Annotated in this window: 13 protein-coding genes and 5 tRNA genes; 14 read left to right on the top strand and 4 right to left on the bottom strand. The window is 44.9% G+C overall.

All coding sequences use genetic code 11. The annotated features are described in order from the left end of the window. The first annotated feature begins 98 nt into the window (after positions 1–98). The 13 genes from rpoB to NIASO_RS10255 all read left to right on the top strand — a co-directional run bounded on the left by rpoB (position 99) and on the right by NIASO_RS10255 (position 15062). Positions 99–3902, top strand: coding sequence for a DNA-directed RNA polymerase subunit beta (gene rpoB, locus NIASO_RS10315; protein WP_008585572.1), 3804 nt, complete (start codon positions 99–101; stop codon positions 3900–3902). A 95-nt stretch (positions 3903–3997) separates the two neighbouring features. Beyond that, on the top strand, positions 3998–8293 hold the full coding sequence (rpoC, locus tag NIASO_RS10310; RefSeq protein WP_008585571.1) for a DNA-directed RNA polymerase subunit beta': 4296 nt from the start codon (positions 3998–4000) through the stop codon (positions 8291–8293). Positions 8294–8633: 340 nt separating this feature from the next. Beyond that, positions 8634–8706, top strand: a tRNA-Thr gene (locus tag NIASO_RS10305). An 86-nt stretch (positions 8707–8792) separates the two neighbouring features. Beyond that, positions 8793–8875, top strand: a tRNA-Tyr gene (locus tag NIASO_RS10300). A gap of 142 nt (positions 8876–9017) precedes the next feature. Further along, a tRNA-Gly gene (locus NIASO_RS10295) sits at positions 9018–9090 on the top strand. 299 nt (positions 9091–9389) lie between these two features. After that, positions 9390–9461: transfer RNA gene (locus tag NIASO_RS10290), tRNA-Thr, on the top strand. 121 nt (positions 9462–9582) lie between these two features. After that, complete coding sequence (gene tuf, locus NIASO_RS10285) at positions 9583–10770, top strand: elongation factor Tu (protein ID WP_008585570.1); 1188 nt, start codon at positions 9583–9585, stop codon at positions 10768–10770. 215 nt (positions 10771–10985) lie between these two features. Then, a tRNA-Trp gene (locus NIASO_RS10280) sits at positions 10986–11056 on the top strand. A gap of 89 nt (positions 11057–11145) precedes the next feature. After that, on the top strand, positions 11146–11343 hold the full coding sequence (gene secE / locus NIASO_RS10275; RefSeq protein WP_008585569.1) for a preprotein translocase subunit SecE: 198 nt from the start codon (positions 11146–11148) through the stop codon (positions 11341–11343). Between the two features lie 6 nt (positions 11344–11349). Then, positions 11350–11943, top strand: a complete 594-nt coding sequence (gene nusG, locus NIASO_RS10270; protein WP_008585568.1) for a transcription termination/antitermination protein NusG — start codon at positions 11350–11352, stop codon at positions 11941–11943. Between the two features lie 152 nt (positions 11944–12095). After that, entirely contained in the window at positions 12096–12704 is a 609-nt protein-coding gene (locus NIASO_RS10265; RefSeq protein ID WP_008585567.1) for an OmpH family outer membrane protein, read from the top strand. A gap of 97 nt (positions 12705–12801) precedes the next feature. Continuing rightward, a complete protein-coding gene (locus NIASO_RS10260) occupies positions 12802–14328 on the top strand; it encodes an APC family permease (protein WP_008585566.1) in 1527 nt (508 codons plus the stop codon). 194 nt (positions 14329–14522) lie between these two features. After that, entirely contained in the window at positions 14523–15062 is a 540-nt protein-coding gene (locus NIASO_RS10255) for a hypothetical protein (protein ID WP_008585565.1), read from the top strand. Here NIASO_RS10255 and NIASO_RS10250 read toward each other — a convergent pair. Continuing rightward, complete coding sequence (locus tag NIASO_RS10250) at positions 15052–16785, bottom strand: M14 family metallopeptidase (protein ID WP_044046309.1); 1734 nt, start codon at positions 16783–16785, stop codon at positions 15052–15054. The genes NIASO_RS10255 and NIASO_RS10250 overlap by 11 nt on opposite strands. Positions 16786–16813: 28 nt before the next feature. Then, positions 16814–17539 carry a pyridoxine 5'-phosphate synthase gene (locus NIASO_RS10245; protein ID WP_008585563.1) on the bottom strand — a complete coding sequence of 242 codons (726 nt, stop codon included), beginning with the start codon at positions 17537–17539 and terminating at the stop codon, positions 16814–16816. A gap of 51 nt (positions 17540–17590) precedes the next feature. On the opposite strand from NIASO_RS10245, the gene NIASO_RS10240 reads away from it, so the two are divergent. Next, positions 17591–18136, top strand: a complete 546-nt coding sequence (locus NIASO_RS10240; protein WP_052356511.1) for a thioredoxin family protein — start codon at positions 17591–17593, stop codon at positions 18134–18136. Between the two features lie 38 nt (positions 18137–18174). Here the strand turns inward: NIASO_RS10240 and NIASO_RS10235 are convergent, their stop codons facing one another. Both NIASO_RS10235 and NIASO_RS10230 read right to left on the bottom strand, forming a co-directional pair. Continuing rightward, complete coding sequence (locus tag NIASO_RS10235; protein WP_008585561.1) at positions 18175–18387, bottom strand: hypothetical protein; 213 nt, start codon at positions 18385–18387, stop codon at positions 18175–18177. Between the two features lie 95 nt (positions 18388–18482). Next, entirely contained in the window at positions 18483–19352 is an 870-nt protein-coding gene (locus tag NIASO_RS10230) for a UbiA prenyltransferase family protein (RefSeq protein ID WP_008585560.1), read from the bottom strand. Positions 19353–19401 lie beyond the last annotated feature (49 nt).

Here is a 19401-nt window from a genome sequence, read left to right as displayed (position 1 = left end):
TCAAGTAATTGAATTTCAATGGATTTCTTTTAGCAGTAAAAGTGATCCTGATTTTGTTTTGTCCCTAATCGATCATTAAAAAAACCGGGTTTATATATATGTCATCTACAAAAGTGAATTCAAGAGTAAACTTTGGGAAGATCAAGCATTTAGCTGAAACACCTGATCTTCTGGAAGTTCAGATCCAATCCTTTAAGGAGTTTTTCCAATTAGAGACCACGCCAGACAAACGTAATATTGAGGGCCTTTTCCGGGTGTTTAAGGATAATTTTCCTATCACCGATACCCGCAATATTTTTGTGCTGGAATTTCTGGATTATTTTATTGATCCGCCCCGTTATTCCATCGATGAATGTATGGAAAGGGGTCTTACCTATGCCGTTCCTTTAAAGGCAAAACTGAAATTAAGCTGTAACGATGAAGAGCACGTAGATTTCCAGACCATTGTTCAGGACGTGTTCCTGGGCAATATTCCCTATATGACCCCCCGCGGTACTTTTGTGATCAATGGTGCGGAGCGCGTAGTGGTTTCCCAGTTGCATCGTTCTCCGGGTGTGTTCTTCGGTCAGTCTGTACACCCGAACGGTACCAAAATTTATTCTGCCCGTGTGATCCCCTTCAAAGGATCCTGGATGGAATTTGCTACGGACATCAACAACGTGATGTACGCTTATATCGATCGCAAGAAAAAATTCCCCGTAACAACCCTGTTGCGTTCTATCGGGTATGAAACCGATAAGGATATCCTGGAATTGTTCGGCATGGCCGATGAGGTTCCCGGCGATCGCAAATCGCTTGAAAAGCAACTGGGCAAACGCCTGGCTGCCCGCGTACTGCGCACCTGGGTAGAAGATTTTGTGGATGAGGATACCGGTGAGGTAGTATCCATCGAGCGGAATGAGATTGTGATGGAGCGGGATGTGGTGCTGGACGAGGAAGCCATCGACATCATTGCGGACATGGACGTGAAGAGCGTTTTTGTACAGCGCGAAGATGTGGGCGGAGATTATGCGATCATCTATAACACCTTAAATAAAGATACTTCAAACAGCGAGCTGGAAGCGGTTCAGTTCATCTACCGCCAGTTAAGAGGCGCCGATGCACCGGATAACGAAACAGCCCGTGGTATCATTGATAAATTATTCTTCAGCGACAAACGTTATGACCTGGGAGAAGTGGGTCGTTATAAGATCAACCGCAAGCTGAACATTGATGCACCGGTTACCCAGAAAACGCTGACCAAAGAAGATATTATTGAGATCATCAAATACCTGGTACGCTTAACCAACGGTAAGGCAGAGATCGATGATATCGATCACCTGAGCAACCGCCGGGTACGTACTGTGGGTGAGCAATTATATGCACAGTTTGGCGTTGGTTTAGCCCGTATGGCGCGCACCATCCGCGAGCGGATGAACGTAAGGGATAACGAGGTGTTCACGCCGGTTGACCTGATCAACGCGCGTACCCTGTCTTCCGTGATCAACTCGTTCTTCGGAACGTCCCAATTATCACAGTTCCTCGACCAGACTAACCCGCTTTCTGAGATCACGCACAAGCGTCGTATTTCAGCGCTCGGGCCAGGCGGTCTGAGTCGTGAGCGTGCCGGTTTCGAGGTGCGTGACGTGCACTACAGCCACTACGGACGCCTTTGTACTATTGAAACGCCGGAAGGTCCGAACATTGGTCTGATCTCCACACTTTGTGTGCATGCCAAGATCAATGAAATGGGCTTTATTGAAACGCCTTACCGCAAAGTAATTGACGGTAAAGTGAATATGAAAGAGCTGGAATTGCTAAGCGCAGAAGAGGAAGATTCAGCAAAAATTGCGCAGGCAAACACCAAGCTGGATGCTGATGGCAACTTTGTTGAAGAGCGTGTGGAAGCAAGAGAAACCGGTGATTTCCCGATCCTTGACAAGCACGAAGTAGAATATATGGACGTTGCCCCGAACCAGATCGTGGGATTGAGCGCCTCACTGATCCCGTTCCTGGAGCATGATGATGCCAACCGAGCGTTGATGGGATCGAATATGCAACGCCAGGCGGTTCCGCTGTTGCGTCCGGATGAGCCCATCGTAGGTACTGGTCTGGAAGGAAAAGCAGCCCGCGATTCAAGGATCCAGATCCACGCAGAAGGAAACGGTGTAGTTGAGTTTGTAGATGCTAACGAAATTCATGTGCGTTATGACCGTAACGTGAATGAGAAACTGGTGAGCTTTGAAGAGGACCTGAAGGTTTATAAATTAACCAAGTTCATCAAAACCAACCACGAAACCTGTATTAACCTGAATCCTTCCGTTAAAAAAGGACAAAAGGTAAAAGAAGGTGATTTCCTTACCAATGGTTATGCTACCCGCAACGGGGAGCTGGCACTGGGTAAGAACCTGAAAGTGGCCTTTATGCCCTGGAAAGGTTACAACTTCGAAGATGCGATCGTGATCAGCGAGCGCGTGGTAAAAGAAGATATGTTCACTTCTATCCATATTTCTGAATATGAACTGGAAGTACGCGATACTAAATTGGGAGAAGAAGAATTAACTTCTGATATTCCTAACGTTTCTGAAGAAGCTACCAAAGACCTGGATGAGAATGGTATTATCCGCATCGGGGCGCAGGTAAAAGAAGGCGATATCTTAATTGGTAAGATCACTCCGAAAGGGGAAAGTGATCCTACTCCTGAAGAGAAGCTGTTACGTGCCATCTTTGGCGATAAAGCCGGTGATGCGAAAGATGCTTCTTTAAAAGCGCCGAACGGAGTAGAAGGGGTGGTGATCGGTAAGAAACTGTTCCAGCGCGCGAAAAAAGACAAGAATGCAAAAGTTCGTGAAAAAGCTGCCATCGAAAAGCTGGATAAAGCACACGAGAAAAATGAGCAGGATCTGCTGACCGTATTGCTGGAAAAACTGGGCACCATCCTGGAAAACCAGGTATCTACCGGTGTAATGAACAGCTTTGATGAGATTATTATTGGTAAAGGTTCTAAGTTTAACGCTAAAAACCTGGCTTCACTGGATTATGCCAACATCAATCCTTTGGGCTGGACCAATGATGATAAGATCAACAACCAGATCAATACCCTGTTGCACAACTACAACATTAAGTTTAATGAAGAACTGGGGCGCTACAAAAGAGAGAAATTCAATATCTCCATCGGGGATGAATTACCTGCCGGTGTATTGAAACTGGCTAAAGTGTACCTGGCAGTAAAACGTAAACTGAAAGTGGGTGATAAAATGGCGGGTCGCCATGGTAACAAAGGTATTGTTGCCAAGATCGTTCGCCAGGAAGATATGCCGTTCTTAGAAGATGGGTCTCCTGTGGACATCGTATTGAACCCGCTGGGGGTACCTTCCCGTATGAACCTGGGACAGATCTACGAAACCGTATTAGGATGGGCCGGTAAAGAGTTGGGTGTGAAATTTGCCACCCCGATCTTTGACGGTGCAGAGCCGGAAGAAATTGAGAAATATTGTGCAGATGCGGAAATTCCTAAATTCGGTCACACGTACCTGTACGATGGTGAAACCGGCGAGCGCTTCCACCAGAAAGCAACCGTGGGCGTCATCTACATGATCAAACTGCACCACATGGTGGATGATAAGATGCACGCACGTTCTATCGGGCCATACAGCCTGATCACACAACAACCTTTGGGTGGTAAAGCCCAGTTTGGTGGTCAGCGTTTTGGTGAGATGGAGGTATGGGCACTGGAAGCATACGGCGCATCCAACATCCTGCAGGAATTATTAACCATCAAATCCGATGATATCATAGGCCGTGCAAAAACCTACGAAAGCATCGTGAAGGGGGATAATATTCCAAGAGCAGGGGTGCCGGAATCCTTCAATGTATTGATCCATGAATTGAGAGGCTTAGGTCTTGATCTGACATTTGAATAGTTTTTAAGTCCATGGACCATAGACAATGGTCCATGGACTTAATTTATGGAAGGTACATTTTCAACTTAAAAAAATTCTAAATTAGAAATAATCTAATGGCTACTAAAAAAGACAATCGCCCAAAGGCAGCGTTTTCAAAAATCACCATCGGTTTGGCTTCTCCGGATACGATCCTGGAGAAAAGTCATGGTGAGGTATTAAAGCCTGAAACTATTAACTATCGTACTTACAAACCGGAGCGGGACGGTTTGTTTTGTGAAAGAATATTCGGACCCGTTAAGGATTATGAATGTGCTTGTGGAAAGTATAAACGTATTCGTTATAAAGGTATTGTGTGCGACCGTTGCGGTGTAGAGGTTACTGAAAAGAAAGTACGTCGCGAGCGCATGGGCCATATTAAACTGGTGGTACCTGTAGTGCATATCTGGTATTTTAAATCCTTGCCTAACAAAATCGGTTACCTGCTGGGGATGAGCTCTAAAAAATTAGAGACCATCATTTACTACGAAAGATATGTGGTGATCCAAGCGGGGGTACGTGCTGATAAAGGTCAGAATTATGGCGATCTGTTAACAGAAGAAGAATATCTGGACATCCTGGATACGCTTCCCAAAGACAACCAGTACCTGCCGGATGACGATCCTCAAAAATTCATTGCAAAAATGGGTGCGGAAGCGGTGCATGACCTGTTGCAGCGCATCGACCTGGATCAGTTATCTTTTGACTTAAGAAACTCTGCGGCTACTGAAACTTCCCAGCAACGTAAAGCAGACGCCTTAAAGCGTTTGAGCGTAGTAGAAGCGTTCCGTGATGCCAATACAAGAATCACTAACCGTCCGGAGTGGATGGTGATGCAATACATCCCCGTTATTCCGCCGGAACTGCGTCCGTTAGTTCCTTTGGATGGTGGTCGTTTTGCTTCTTCTGATCTGAATGACCTGTATCGCCGGGTGATCATCCGTAACAACCGTTTAAAACGTTTGATGGAGATCAAAGCGCCTGAAGTGATCCTGCGTAACGAAAAGCGTATGCTCCAGGAAGCGATCGATTCTTTATTTGATAACTCAAGAAAATCCAATGCCGTTAAAGCCGAAGGCGGTCGTGCATTGAAATCATTGAGCGATGTACTGAAAGGAAAGCAAGGCCGTTTCCGTCAGAACCTGTTGGGTAAACGTGTAGACTACTCCGGTCGTTCTGTAATCGTGGTAGGCCCTGAAATGAAAATGCATGAGTGCGGCCTGCCAAAAGATATGGCGGCAGAGTTGTTCAAGCCATTTATCATTCGCAAATTAATTGAAAGAGGTATCGTAAAAACCGTGAAATCTGCCCGTAAGCTGGTGGATAAAAAAGAAGCGGTGGTTTGGGATATCCTGGAAAATATTTTAAAAGGACACCCGGTAATGTTAAACCGTGCCCCAACACTGCACCGTTTATCGATCCAGGCGTTCCAGCCCAAGCTGATCGAAGGTAAAGCGATCCAGCTACACCCATTGGTAACCGCAGCGTTCAACGCGGATTTCGATGGTGACCAGATGGCGGTGCACGTGCCTTTGAGCAATGCAGCAATCCTGGAAGCACAGTTGTTAATGCTGGCTTCGCACAACATCCTGAACCCACAGAATGGTACGCCTATTACGCTGCCTTCTCAGGACATGGTGTTGGGACTGTACTATATCACCAAGGGTAAAAAATCTACCGAAACTGAAAAAGTGAACGGGGAAGGGAAAGCCTTTTATTCTGCAGAAGAAGTGATCATCGCTTTAAATGAAAAGCGCGTGGATCTGCATGCATGGATCAAAGTGAAGACCCGGGTGCGTAATGAAAAGACCGGTGAGCTTGAAAATAAATTACTGGAAACAACGGTTGGCCGGGTTATTTTCAACCAGAATGTACCAGAGGAAGTAGGTTTTGTAAATGCCTTACTGACTAAAAAGAATTTGCGGGAGATCATCGGCGATATCATCGAGATTACCGATGTACCTAAAACCGCTAAATTCCTGGATGATATTAAACAATTAGGATTCCGTACAGCCTTCCAGGGTGGTTTATCCTTTAGTATCAATGACCTGATCATTCCGGATATTAAACAGGAATTGCTGGATAATGCGAAAGGAGAGGTGGATGAAGTGTGGGAGAACTATAACATGGGATTGATCACCAACAACGAGCGTTATAACCAGATCGTGGATATCTGGAGCCGTGTGGATACCCGGTTAACAGAAACGCTGATCCGCGAACTAAGCACCGATAAACAAGGGTTCAACTCTGTTTATATGATGCTGGATTCCGGAGCCCGTGGTAGCAAGCAGCAGATCAAGCAGTTGGCGGGTATCAGGGGATTGATGGCCAAGCCACGGAAATCAGGCTCTACCGGTTCTGAGATTATTGAGAACCCGATCCTGTCTAACTTTAAAGGCGGACTGAATGTATTGGATTACTTCATCTCTACCCACGGTGCGCGTAAAGGTTTGGCCGATACGGCGTTGAAAACAGCGGATGCGGGTTACCTGACCCGTCGTCTGGTGGATGTGGCCCAGGATGTGGTGATCACTGAAGAAGATTGCGGTACGTTGCGTGGTATTTCTATTTCAGCCTTAAAAGATAACGAAGATATTATCGAGCACCTGGCAGACCGGATCGAAGGCCGTACGTCCTTGCACGATATTTATGATCCGCAATCAGACACATTACTGCTGGAAGCTGGTACCGAGATCTCCGCTGAGAAAGCCCGTGCGATTGAAGCGGCGGGAATTGAATCGATCGAGATCCGTTCTGTACTGACCTGCGAAAGCAAGCGCGGCTGTTGTGTGAAGTGCTATGGTAAGAACCTGGCTTCAGGTATCCTGGCACAAAAAGGCGATGCGGTTGGTATCATTGCCGCACAGTCCATCGGTGAGCCCGGTACCCAGTTAACCCTGCGTACCTTCCACGTGGGTGGTGTGGCCGGTTCTGCTTCAGTAGAATCTACACTGGCTGCTAAGTTTGATGGTACGATCCAGTTTGACGGGGTGCGCTCTGTTATCACAACCAATGCCGAAGGCGATGAAGTGCGTGTGGTAATCGGCCGTACTGGTGAAGCGCGGATCATTGATACCAAAAATGACCGTTTATTAATTACTAATAATATTCCTTATGGTTCTACATTATTGGTGAAAGACGGACATAAGGTTACCAAAGGGGAAGCGATCTGTTCATGGGATCCTTACAACAACGTAATTGTTGCTGAAGTTGACGGGGTACTGAAGTTTGAGAATGTGATCGAAGGGGTAACTTACCGTGAAGAAGCAGATGAACAAACCGGTCACCGTGAGAAAGTGGTTATTGAAACCCGCGATAAAACAAAGATCCCTTCTATTGTAGTAGAAGGTAAAGAAAATAAATCGTACAACTTACCTACCGGTAGCCACCTGATGCTGGATGACGGCGATGAGGTAAAAGCCGGAAAGGTGCTGGTAAAAATACCGCGTATCTTAGGTAAGCTGAAGGATATCACCGGGGGTCTGCCTCGTGTAACCGAATTGTTCGAAGCACGGAACCCAAGCAATCCTGCTGTGGTTTCTGAGATCGATGGTGTGGTTACTATGGGTGCTGTGAAGCGCGGTAACCGCGAGATCATCATCGAAGCAAAAGATGGCGTAACCCGCAAATACCTGGTTCCTTTAACAAGACAGATCCTGGCACAGGATGGCGACTTTGTGAAAGCAGGTACTGCAATGTCTGACGGACAAATTTCTCCGCAGGATATCCTTTCCATCCAGGGACCATTTGCTGTACAGCAGTACGTAGTAAATGAGATCCAGGAAGTGTATCGTTTACAAGGGGTGCGTATCAACGACAAACACATCGAGGTGATCGTGCGCCAGATGATGCGCAAAGTAAGCATCGTGGATCCGGGTGATACCCGCTTCCTTGAAGATGACCTGGTAGATAAATTTGAATTTGTGGATGAGAACGACTTTGTATACGAGAAGAAGGTGATCACCGATCCGGGTGATTCAGGAAAACTCCGTGCAGGTCAGATCATCAGCCTGCGGGAACTGCGCGAAGAGAACTCCGTATTGCGTCGTAACGACAAGAAAACGGTTGAATTCCGTGATGCACAGCCGGCTACATCAGCTCCAACGTTGTTAGGTATTACCAAGGCTTCTCTTGGGGTACAAAGCTGGATCTCTGCCGCTTCGTTCCAGGAAACTACGAAAGTACTTTCGTCGGCGGCCATCCACGGTAAAGCGGATGATATGATGGGGCTAAAAGAGAATGTGATCACCGGGCACCATATCCCTGCGGGTACGGGCTTGCGCGAGTTTGAGAACATGATCGTAGGCAGCAAGGAAGAATATGAATTGTTGCAGACAGCGCGTGAAGCAATGTCCTTCGATGAAGAAGAATAACAAACCTATGAGGTTTTGGAAACCTTATAGGTTTATACCAGGAGCGGCTTTCAAAGCCGCTCCTTTTTTTTAATATACGGCCTTGCAAAGTTACTACCTGCAAAGGCGCCCGGAAAGGGCCTTGCCGGGGGCAAACTGGTTAAAAACCAGGCTTTTTTGCTGTTTGGGATGTATTGCTGGTTTTAAAAAGGCCGGGTAAAAAAAAGTATAAAAAAAAGTAAGCAGCAAAATTTAATTAGATGAAGAAATTCCCTTACTTTTGCTTTCCAAATTTTGAGAGGTGGTTTGTTTTGCTTGGTCAATTTAAGCACACTCAAGAAGAAAAAAGTTCTTTAAATAAGCCGAAGTAGCTCAGTTGGTAGAGCAGCTGATTTGTAATCAGCAGGTCGCGGGTTCGACTCCCTTCTTCGGCTCATTTTAGTTGAAAAGTTGATGGGTTTATAAGTTAACAAGGTACTCCTTGTCAGCATTTAAACCTGTAAACCGGCTAACTAGAAAAGGGTAGTTGGCCGAGTGGTTAAAGGCGACAGACTGTAAATCTGTTCTCTTCGGAGTACGGAGGTTCGAATCCTTCACTGCCCACAGAATAAATGTGTAAATGTGCTGATGTGTAAGTGTGAAAAACGGCACGCATATTTGTAGTTCTTTAAAATTGTGAAATTTGTTTTGTGATATGAGGTCCATTTCCACATCTTCATATTTCCATATTTTTCACATTGATTAAGCGGGAGTAGCTCATTTGGTAGAGCGATAGCCTTCCAAGCTATAGGTGGCGAGTTCGAGCCTCGTCTCCCGCTCACGGAGTAAACAATTCTTTATAAGAATTTTTGTGGAAGATTTGGTAGCCGTTTGGTCGCGTTCAAGCCTATAGGTGGTCCCGCGAAGCGGGAAGCCTCGTCTCCCGCTCACGAAGTAAATAGTTCTTTATAAGAATTTTTTGCGGAAGATTTGGTAGCCGTTTGGTCGAGTCCAGGCTTATAGGTGGTCCCGCCGTGCGGGAAGCCTCGTCTCCCGCTCTGTTTCGTTTGTAGTTGAGCCTGTCCCGCGAAGGGCGGGGATTTGTGTAAGGCCAGGTCCAGGGCTATCAACTGAGATCGCCGTTGTAGCTCAGGGGTAGAGCACTTCCTTGGTAAGGAAGAGGTCGTGAGTTCAACTCTCATCAACGGCTCTTCTTTTTTTATATTAGATGCTGTAACACAAACAAACGATTTAAAACGAATGAGCATCTGACCCCGGTTGGACGCGTTCATAGCATAAACAATTATAAAAACAATTAAAAAAAGATAACAATGTCAAAAGAGACCTTTAAGAGGGAGAAACCCCACGTAAACATTGGTACCATTGGTCACGTTGACCATGGTAAAACCACTTTGACTGCCGCTATTACCGAAGTTCTTGCAAAAAAAGGTTTGGCGCAGGCAAAAAAATATGACGATATTGATGGAGCACCTGAAGAAAAAGAAAGAGGTATTACCATTAATACCGCACACGTGGAATATGAAACAGCTACCCGTCACTATGCACACGTAGACTGTCCCGGTCACGCCGACTACGTTAAAAATATGATCACTGGTGCTGCTCAGATGGATGGTGCTATCCTGGTAGTAGCTGCTACAGATGGTCCAATGCCTCAAACAAAAGAACACATCCTTTTGGCTGCACAGGTTGGTGTACCTAAAATGGTGGTTTTCTTAAATAAAGTTGACCTGGTGGATGATCCTGAACTGTTGGATCTGGTTGAAATGGAAGTACGTGATGAGTTAACAAAACGTGGTTTCGATGGCGACAACACTCCAATCATCAAAGGTTCTGCTACCGGTGCTTTAGCTGGTGACGAAAAATGGATTGGTGCGATCACTGAACTGATGGATGCTGTTGACAGCTATATTCCCCTGCCTCCCCGTCCGATCGATCTTCCGTTCCTGATGAGTGTTGAGGACGTATTCTCTATCACTGGTCGTGGTACCGTTGCTACTGGTCGTATCGAAAGAGGTAAAGTTAAAACCGGTGAAGCTGTAGAAATCGTAGGTCTGATGGAAAAACCATTGACTTCTACTGTAACAGGTGTTGAAATGTTCCGTAAGATCCTTGATGAAGGTGAAGCTGGTGATAACGCAGGTCTGCTGTTACGCGGTATTGAAAAAACTCAGATCCGTCGTGGTATGGTAATCTGTAAGCCAGGTTCTATCACTCCGCACACTGAATTCAAAGCTGAAGTGTATGTACTGAGCAAAGATGAAGGTGGACGTCACACTCCGTTCTTTAACAAATACCGTCCTCAGTTCTATTTCCGTACAACAGACGTAACCGGAGAGGTTTCTTTAGCTGAAGGAACTGAAATGGTTATGCCGGGTGATAACACAACCATCACCGTTAAACTGATCACTCCGATCGCGATGGAAAAAGGTTTGAAGTTTGCGATTCGTGAAGGTGGACGTACAGTAGGTGCGGGTCAGGTTACTGAGATTCTTAAGTAAAGTCTATAGTTCATGGTCAATGGTCCATGGCTATAAATAACATAGTCAAGAGTCATTGGTCAACGGTCTGTGTTTCTATGGACTATTGACTAATGACTATTGTCTTTAAACAGGCATAGTTCTCCCAATAGCTATCGGGAGGAAGAATAGAGAAGATGCATATCTTATTTATTTGTCTGTTAAAAGTTCTTCTGCCGGGTTTATCCCGGCAATACACGGGCATAGTTCAATGGTAGAATAGAGGTCTCCAAAACCTTTGATCAGGGTTCGAATCCTTGTGCCCGTGCTAATGATAGTTTAAAAGTTGAAAAGTTATTAGTTTACAGGGTTGTTCCTTGTTAACTTTTTAACCAGCCAACGTATCAACTTAAGCAAATGAACAAATTTGGCAATTACGTAAAAAACAGCTACAAAGAGCTTACCGAGAAGGTGACCTGGCCAACATGGGCTGAATTACAGCAGTCTACCATGATTGTGCTGGGCGCTACTATCATAATCACGCTGGTGATCTGGCTGATGGACTTCCTGGCCGGCGGCGGGCTGAACTTTTTATACAAAATCCTTTATAAGTAATATATAATGGAAGGAACAATCATAACAGATAATATCGCTCCTGAAGCACCCCAGCAAGATACCAAATGGTATGTATTGCGCGTGGTTAGCGGAAAAGAGAAAAAGGTAAAGGAGTATCTGGATAAAGAAATATCAAGAAGTGATTTTGATAAAGTGGTGAAGCAGGTATTTTTACCTGTTGAGAAGGTTTATAAAGTGCAGAACGGGAAAAAAGTAATGCGCGAGCGGAACTATTATCCGGGTTATGTGATGGTTGAGGTGCTGGATGGAAAGATGTCGGATGATTTGCGCGACCTGGTGGTGAATACCAACAGCGTTATTCATTTTCTTGGAAAAGACAATCCCATCGCACTCCGGAAGGCTGAAGTGAATAAAATGCTGGGCCGTATGGACGAAATGGCGGAAGCCGGTGGCGTAAGTATGGTTGAGCCCTTTATTGTAGGGGAAACCATTAAGATCGTTGAAGGACCGTTCAACGACTTTAACGGAGTTATTGAAGAAGTGAATGATGAAAAGAAGAAACTGAAAGTTACGGTTAAGATCTTTGGCCGCTCTACCCCGGTTGAGCTGAATTATATGCAGGTAGAAAAAATTGTTTAAACCTGCTGCAATAGTTATTAAAGCCGCTCCTTCGCCACGTTGGAGCGGTTTTTTCCTGTTAACGCTATCCTAAGATAAACTTTTTTGTTGTAATATTTTATGTTCGTTCTTATATTGCAGATTGTAATAATCGGTACTGTAAAAATTGAGAAATGAAGAATGCGCTTCTGGCTGTTAATGGACTATTGATAATTGCTGTGGCTTTTTTGCTGTATAAACAATTTAGCGGAGGCCCTGAAAGCAAAGGCCCCCGGGCCCGAGATGTATTGTCTAAAGACAAAGACTCCATGCTGAGTAAAAAAGTGTTGTTTGCCTACATCGATATGGATACCATACAGGACAAATACGCGGTAGCCAAAAATGCACAGGACGAAATAAAGAAAAAGCAAAATGAAATGAATGCGGTGCTGGAAACCATGCAGAAAGCGTTCCGGGCTAAAGTGAACGACTATCAGCAGAAAGGCAGCAGTATGACGGAACAACAATACATGGAGGCGAAACAGGATGTGGACGCCAGCCAGCAACAGATTGCTGAAAAGCAGCGGAATCTGACGGAAGAGTATAACAATTTTGTTAATACCAAAGTATCCAGCGTTCAAAAGAAAATAGTGGATTATCTGAAAGTGTTTAATGCTGATAAAACCTTTTCTTTTATTTTTTCTTATGAGCCCGGCCTTTTTTATTACAAGGATACCGCATACGATATTACCAACGAAGTATTGAAAGGCCTCAATGATCAATATGAGAAGGATAAAAAGTAGTCTTTAAAGAAGCGCCGGCCAACACCTTGCTTACTGCAAGGTTTTTTTTTGCCGTTTTTTTATAATTAAATCTTATTTTGTCTGTTAAAATAAAAAAATGGCTGAAAAAGTTACGTTTAAGCAATCGCTCAACTTATTTGATGGCACGATGATCGTAGCCGGCTCTATGATCGGCTCGGGAATTTTTATTGTTGCCGCGGATATGACCCGGCAGGTAGGGTCCGCCGGATGGTTGATCGCGTTGTGGGTAATTACCGGCTTAATGACTGTTTTTGCTGCGGTTACTTATGGAGAACTTTCGTCCATGTTTCCCAAAGCGGGCGGTCAGTATGTATACCTGAAAGAAGCCTACAACCCGTTATTGGGTTTTTTATATGGCTGGAGTTTCTTTTCCGTTATTCAAACGGGCACAATAGCCGCTGTAGGCGTGGCGTTCAGCAAGTTTGCCGGCTATTTTATTCCTGCGCTTACCATGGATGAAAAAAATCTGTTGTTTCAACTGGGGCCGGTAAAATTATTCCCGGCTCAGTTGGTTTCTATTTTATTAATTATTTTTCTCACGTTCATTAACACGCGCGGCGTCAAGGAAGGAAAATTGATTCAGACTATTTTTACCGTGGTCAAATTGTTTTCTCTGTTCGGGCTCATCGTGTTCGGTATTTTATTGGCGGCTAAAGCCGATATCTGGAATGCCAACTGGGCCACCGGATTTTCAATGAAATTCACGGAAGCCGTAACCGATAGTTCCGGAGCCAAACTGGGATGGGCCGCCTTCAGGGAACCAGCTACCATGATGGTCGCATTGGGCCTTATCAGCGGTGCAATGGTGGGATCCGTTTTCAGCAGTGTTGCCTGGGAAAACGTGACCTTTATTGCCGGTGAAATCAAGAACCCTAAACGCAATGTGGGCCTGAGCTTGTTTTTGGGAACACTGATCGTTACCGTTGTTTATATCCTGGTAAATGTCATGTACATCGCAGTGCTGCCAATGATCCCGTCAGCAGGCAATGGCGCAGCGGCCTATGCTCCTGAAGTGACAACGCCCAATATTGCGTTTGCCGTGCAGGATCGCGTGGCAACAGCGGCGGCCTCCACTATTTTCGGGGGGTATAGCGCCGCAATTATAGCCATTATGATCATGATCTCCACCTTTGGTTGCAATAACGGGCTTATTTTATCGGGGGCCCGGGTTTATTATACCATGGCCAAGGACAAGCTGTTTTTGCCGCAGGCCGGTACCTTAAATAAAAATGCGGTTCCCCAATGGGCATTATGGGCACAATGTATATGGGCCAGTATTTTATGCTTAAGCGGACAGTATGGTTTATTGCTTGACTATGTGGTATTTATTACTGTAGTGTTTTACATACTAACCATTGTAGGCGTATTTATCCTTAGAAAGAAACGTCCGGATGCGGAACGCCCGTATAAAGCATTTGGTTATCCCTTGATCCCCATCATTTACCTGCTGATGGCGGGAACATTGGGCGTGGGGTTACTATATGCAAAAACAAAAACCTCACTGTTCGGCCTGATTATTGTTATTATCGGAGTGCCTATTTATTACTATTATGCTAATAAAATGAAAAATAACCCGCTCCCTCCACAGGAAGTTGCGGAGTAATGTTCTGTTAATTGAAATGTAATGGATAGTGTCTTGAAACGTGAATCGACAAATGGATGAATCATAAAGGAGATGTGTATCAATAGCCGGGATACCGGAAAAGCGGGAAGCTGCTGTCTTTAAATGCTCCCTGATTTACCGCTTTACCGGCCAGGTACCACGTTTAACATTTCCCGATTAACTTAACAAGTAGTATGAAACGAAGCATTTTGTTTTTTTCCCTGGTGCTGGTTGCCGTGGTTGCCTGTAAAAGTAAAGCCACCATGACAGCAAAGCAGTACAGCGATGAGGTGGTGACAATGCAGCAGAGTCTGGCCGAGCCGATACGCACTGCTGAAAATGAAATTAAAAATTTTGGTGATAACTCCAATTATGCCGGGCTCGCCGGCGTTGGTGGTAAAATGGAGTCGCTGCTGCAAGGAAAGATCGATACCTTAAACAACATAAAGACGTCCTCTTTTACTGGTGGTGATGATTTTAAAATCGTTGTGATCCGGTATTTTGAATACCTGAAGGATGTGTACAGCACCTATAAGCAGATCGGTAATGCGCCCGACCAGGCCGCAAGATTGAAACTTACCAATGATATGTATCAAAAATTGTCGGCGCAGCCTGATGTTGAAGAACGCATGAAAGCCAGCCAGACCCGTTTTGCGGCAATGAACGGTTTCATGTTTGCAGAACCGGATCAGCCCGCAAGCGGCGCAGATTCAACAGCTCCAGCTACTCATTGATCCTGAACACAGGATAACGCATATAGTTGGGGTCTTTAAAAAGAGAGTGATTAAAAATAAAACTAAGCTGCGCCGATGCACTATGGGCAAAGCTGGTATCCGCTGCCCGCTTTTGCTCCAGGAGTCTTTTCAGTTCCGGGTCCTTTTCAACATCAGCGGCAGCGATGTCTTCGTAATGATAGGCGGAGTAGCCTTCCATATTATTTAGAATGCCATCAAAGAAATTCCAGGAAAAATAACTGTCCTCAAAATAAGGTTCCAGTGTTTCCATCAGGAACCGGTTTCCCTCCTGGTTCATGGGTATCAGCCAGTCGCCTTTTCTGAAAGTAAGCGTTTGTTCTTTTCGCTCCACTTCAACATTTGTATTGGCGTGGTGCGCCTGGTAGGGAGTAGCGGCTGATCTGAATTTTGTTATATAATAGGCTTCTACTTTTATTGTGGAGTCCCTGCCCAGCGGCCGCATAATTATTTTGTTGGCATTTAACCGATCAATAACCTTCCACCATCCCTGGGGGATAATATAAGCACGCGGTTTAGTGGCATAGCTTTGAATAGTATATTGGTTGTAAAAAGGTATCTGTTTGGTGAATGGTTTGGTACGATCATAAAATAATCTTGGTAAGCCTGAAACTGCGCTCTTCTTTCTTACGGCTTCGAATCCCTTAAAAGTAATGGTGGTGGCAGCAGATGAATCTACTTTGTAGGAGGAAGCAAACCGGGTGGCGCTGATGACTTCCTTGCGGGCCTCTTTTCTTAACTCCTGTAATTGTAACCCATTGTCCCTGGCAAAACTTATAAAACTTTTCATAAGGGCATAGGTTGCCTTCACGCGCAATGAATAGGGCTTTAACATATGTGTTTCGGGCACAAAAGCGAAGGTTTGAAATAACGAAGCATAGCCGCTGGAATACCGGGGGCTGTCCCAGAACTCGTTCCATCCATCGGTTACATTTTCACCAAAATCGTTTACGTAAGGGATCAGGTCATAGCCTTCCTTTTTCATAAGGGAATACAGGGCCGGCTCAAATTGCTTATTCATATATTCGCCCATCTTGCCCCCCAATTTATTGTGCTGGGAAGCCAGGAGCGTCATAATGTGCTGGTAGTCTGCTCCATTGCTCACATGGTTATCGATAAAGATATCCGGATCTGCCTGGTGAAAGATCTCTGCAAACGCGAAGGCTTCTTTTGAATCACATTTAATAAAATCCCTGTTCAGATCCAGCCCCTGGGAGTTGCCCCTTGATCCAAAAGCCTCCGGGCCGTCCTGGTCGATCCGGTAATAAGCACTGCGGTTCAGGCAGCCGCCAATATTATACACCGGGATTATGGCCAATATGATATTGTTGGGCAATGCTGTCTTTTTTTCAACAATGTCCCTCACCAGCAACATAGAGGCATCAATACCATCCGGCTCCCCCGGGTGGATGCCATTATTGATCAGCAATACCGTTTTCTTTTGGTTGTGGGCCTCTTTAAAACCTGTAAAAGACCCGTTGCTCACAATAACCAGGTGCAACGGGTAGCCGGCATCCGTCATTCCCATGGTTTTCATGGTCACCAGCGGAGAGGCCTGGTCTAATCGCTGCCACCAGCTAATAATGTCTTTGTATTCGGGAGTTTGTTTGCCGCCGCTTGTTTCAAAAAGGGTGGTCATTTTTTGGGCTGTTGCATTCAGGCCAAGAACAATAAGGACCAGGGCAATAAAAGGTTTTCGCATCATATCAGGAAGCAATTGTGTGGGTAATATATTACAGGTTGTGCTGCAGTTGTCTTTTGTATAATTGGATGGTATTTTCAAAACCCAAATAAAGGGTGTCGCATATCAGGGCATGACCAATACTCACTTCATTGAGCCAGGGGATCTGGCGACTGAAGTAGTTCAGGTTTTTGAGGTCCAGGTCATGACCGGCGTTTAGCCCCAAACCCAGGCTGCGGGCCTGTTCCGCGGCTTTTATGTAAGGGGCGATTGCCTGTTCTTTATTTACGGGAAAATTCCGGGCATATCCTTCGGTATACAATTCTATACGATCCGTTCCTGTTGCCGCAGCGCCGGCTACCATTTTCTCATCCGGATCTACGAAAATCGATACCCTTATACCCGCTTTTTTAAAGGTTCCGATGATCCCCGTTAGATAGTCTTTATTACTAATCGTATCCCAGCCGTGATCGGAGGTCAACTGACCGGTAGCATCTGGCACCAGGGTAACCTGATCCGGCTTTACTTCCAGCACCAGGTCAATAAATTTTTGCTCCTTACAATTGCCTTCAATATTAAATTCTGTGGTCAGCAATGGCTTCAGATCGCGAACATCCTGGTACCGGATATGGCGTTCATCAGGGCGGGGGTGCACCGTAATACCATCAGCGCCAAAAGTTTCTGCATCGAGCGCCATTTTCACCAGGTCCGGGTTATTGCCCCCGCGCGCATTACGCAGGGTGGCTATTTTATTTATATTCACGGATAGTTTTGTCATGCTGCAATGTACACTTTTTTGTACTTTTATATCGGAGCAAACGCATACCGCATGAGTAAACTGACCCTTATCCTATTGCTGGTTTTAACCATTCTAAATACAAAAACGGGCGCCCAGGAACCGCCGGCGCCGCTTTCTGCCGCAAATGTGTTGCAACAAGGCTATGCCGAAGCAAAAAAGGACAATAAAAAAGTGCTTTTGATCTTTCACGCATCCTGGTGCGGGTGGTGTCATAAAATGGATACTTCGCTCAATGACCCATCCTGTAAAGCAGCATTTGAGAAAAATTATGTAATAAAGCACCTGACCGTTCTGGAGTCTGCTGCTAATAAACGCCTGGAAAATCCGGGAGCCGATTCTGTATACGCACTTTATAAAAATGAGCATTCCGGTATCCCGCTCTGGGTCGTATATGACAGCACAGGCAAGCCGTTAGCTACCTCTATGCTGCCAGATGGAAATAATACCGGCTGTCCTGCGAGTAAGCCGGAAGTTGATTATTTTATCTCTGTATTGAGAAAAACTTCCCGGATGAGCGAGGACGAATTAAAAGCTGTTGCAGCGCGATTTCGCAGGAATGAAGCGGTTGCACATTAAGATTGGCCATCCACATTCCTGTGTTATTTTTTAAGGTGTTAATTATTCAACACGCCTTCTTCCAGTTCTGTAATTAATAGTTCCCGGTTGTCGGTGATCCATTCAGGCATCGGAAGTTTTGAGGTCAGTTGCCAGGTATTTTCTTCTTTTATAAGTCTGAAAAACAGGCGATTACCCCGCTCGTCAGCCGTATCAACGTCAAAAACATAAGCGCCGGCATTATTATTTTTCCGGTAGTTAAACTCTCTCAATCGGCCGTTAATTTTAATAAGGCGGGTAAAGTGGACTATTTTATTAAATGAAGTATGCATAATTCAATTTCTATCAATTTCTGTGCTAACTCCTCCTACTGTATATACATTTCAAAAACATTTTTTATAAAATATAACACCGCAGTAAGCGCCATTAGGCCGTCTAAAATAAAATAAAAAAGGTAATCATTCTTAGATTTTATTGCGAAGGGGTATAAAAAATAGGTGAACACCGCGGGCAGCGCCAGGAAGATAATAGTTATAATTTCCTGAGAATAAATATATAGTATGAATGAACTGGCAAAGTTTAACAAGATAAATACGGTGAAAAGAATTTTTATTTTTTTCATCGGGAGGATCGTTATCAGGCTTTTTACCCCTGTTTGTTTATCAAATTGGCGATCCCGTATATCAAACAAAATGCAGATAGCAAACAACAATGCAAACCGGTTGATAACATAAATATAAAAAGACGCTTCCCAGGAGGCGTGTACTATAAAAAAAGGCAGTACCGCCGTTACATAGGTCCACATCGCAGCCAGCAAAAATGTTTTTCCCAAAATATATTTTCCCAGCTTTTTAAAAAAAGGATGCGGGAACTTTGGCGCGCTATACAGGACGGTTAATCCAACAGCCGGCAACAGGTACAGCCAATATTCCACCAGCCGCAGGAGATAAACCCCTGTTCCTACCGCACTGACAATAAAGAACAACGCGTGTATTTGTTTATGTTGTTTCAGCCAGTCGGTGCGACTGGCAGTAATCTCTATGTCTGCATTGGTAAGGTACCAGTGAATGCTATAACTGGCCAGCGTGGAAAATGAAACAAATGCCACAAAATTTGCAGGTAATTTGCCCAGGTTAAAAGAGGCGATGGTGCAGATGCACATGGCTACCGCGCAAAAAGTGATAAACAAATTGCTGAAAACAATAAAGTCGAAAACATTGCGTCCTTTTGTAACCATTTTAGCCCGTTTCTTCTGCAAACTTAACTTCTTTAAAGATCACAGAGTT

It is taken from the genome of Niabella soli DSM 19437 (genome assembly GCF_000243115.2).
GTDB lineage: Bacteria > Bacteroidota > Bacteroidia > Chitinophagales > Chitinophagaceae > Niabella > Niabella soli.
Note: the sequence above shows the minus strand (reverse complement) of the source record. Positions and strands in the feature narration are given on the sequence as shown.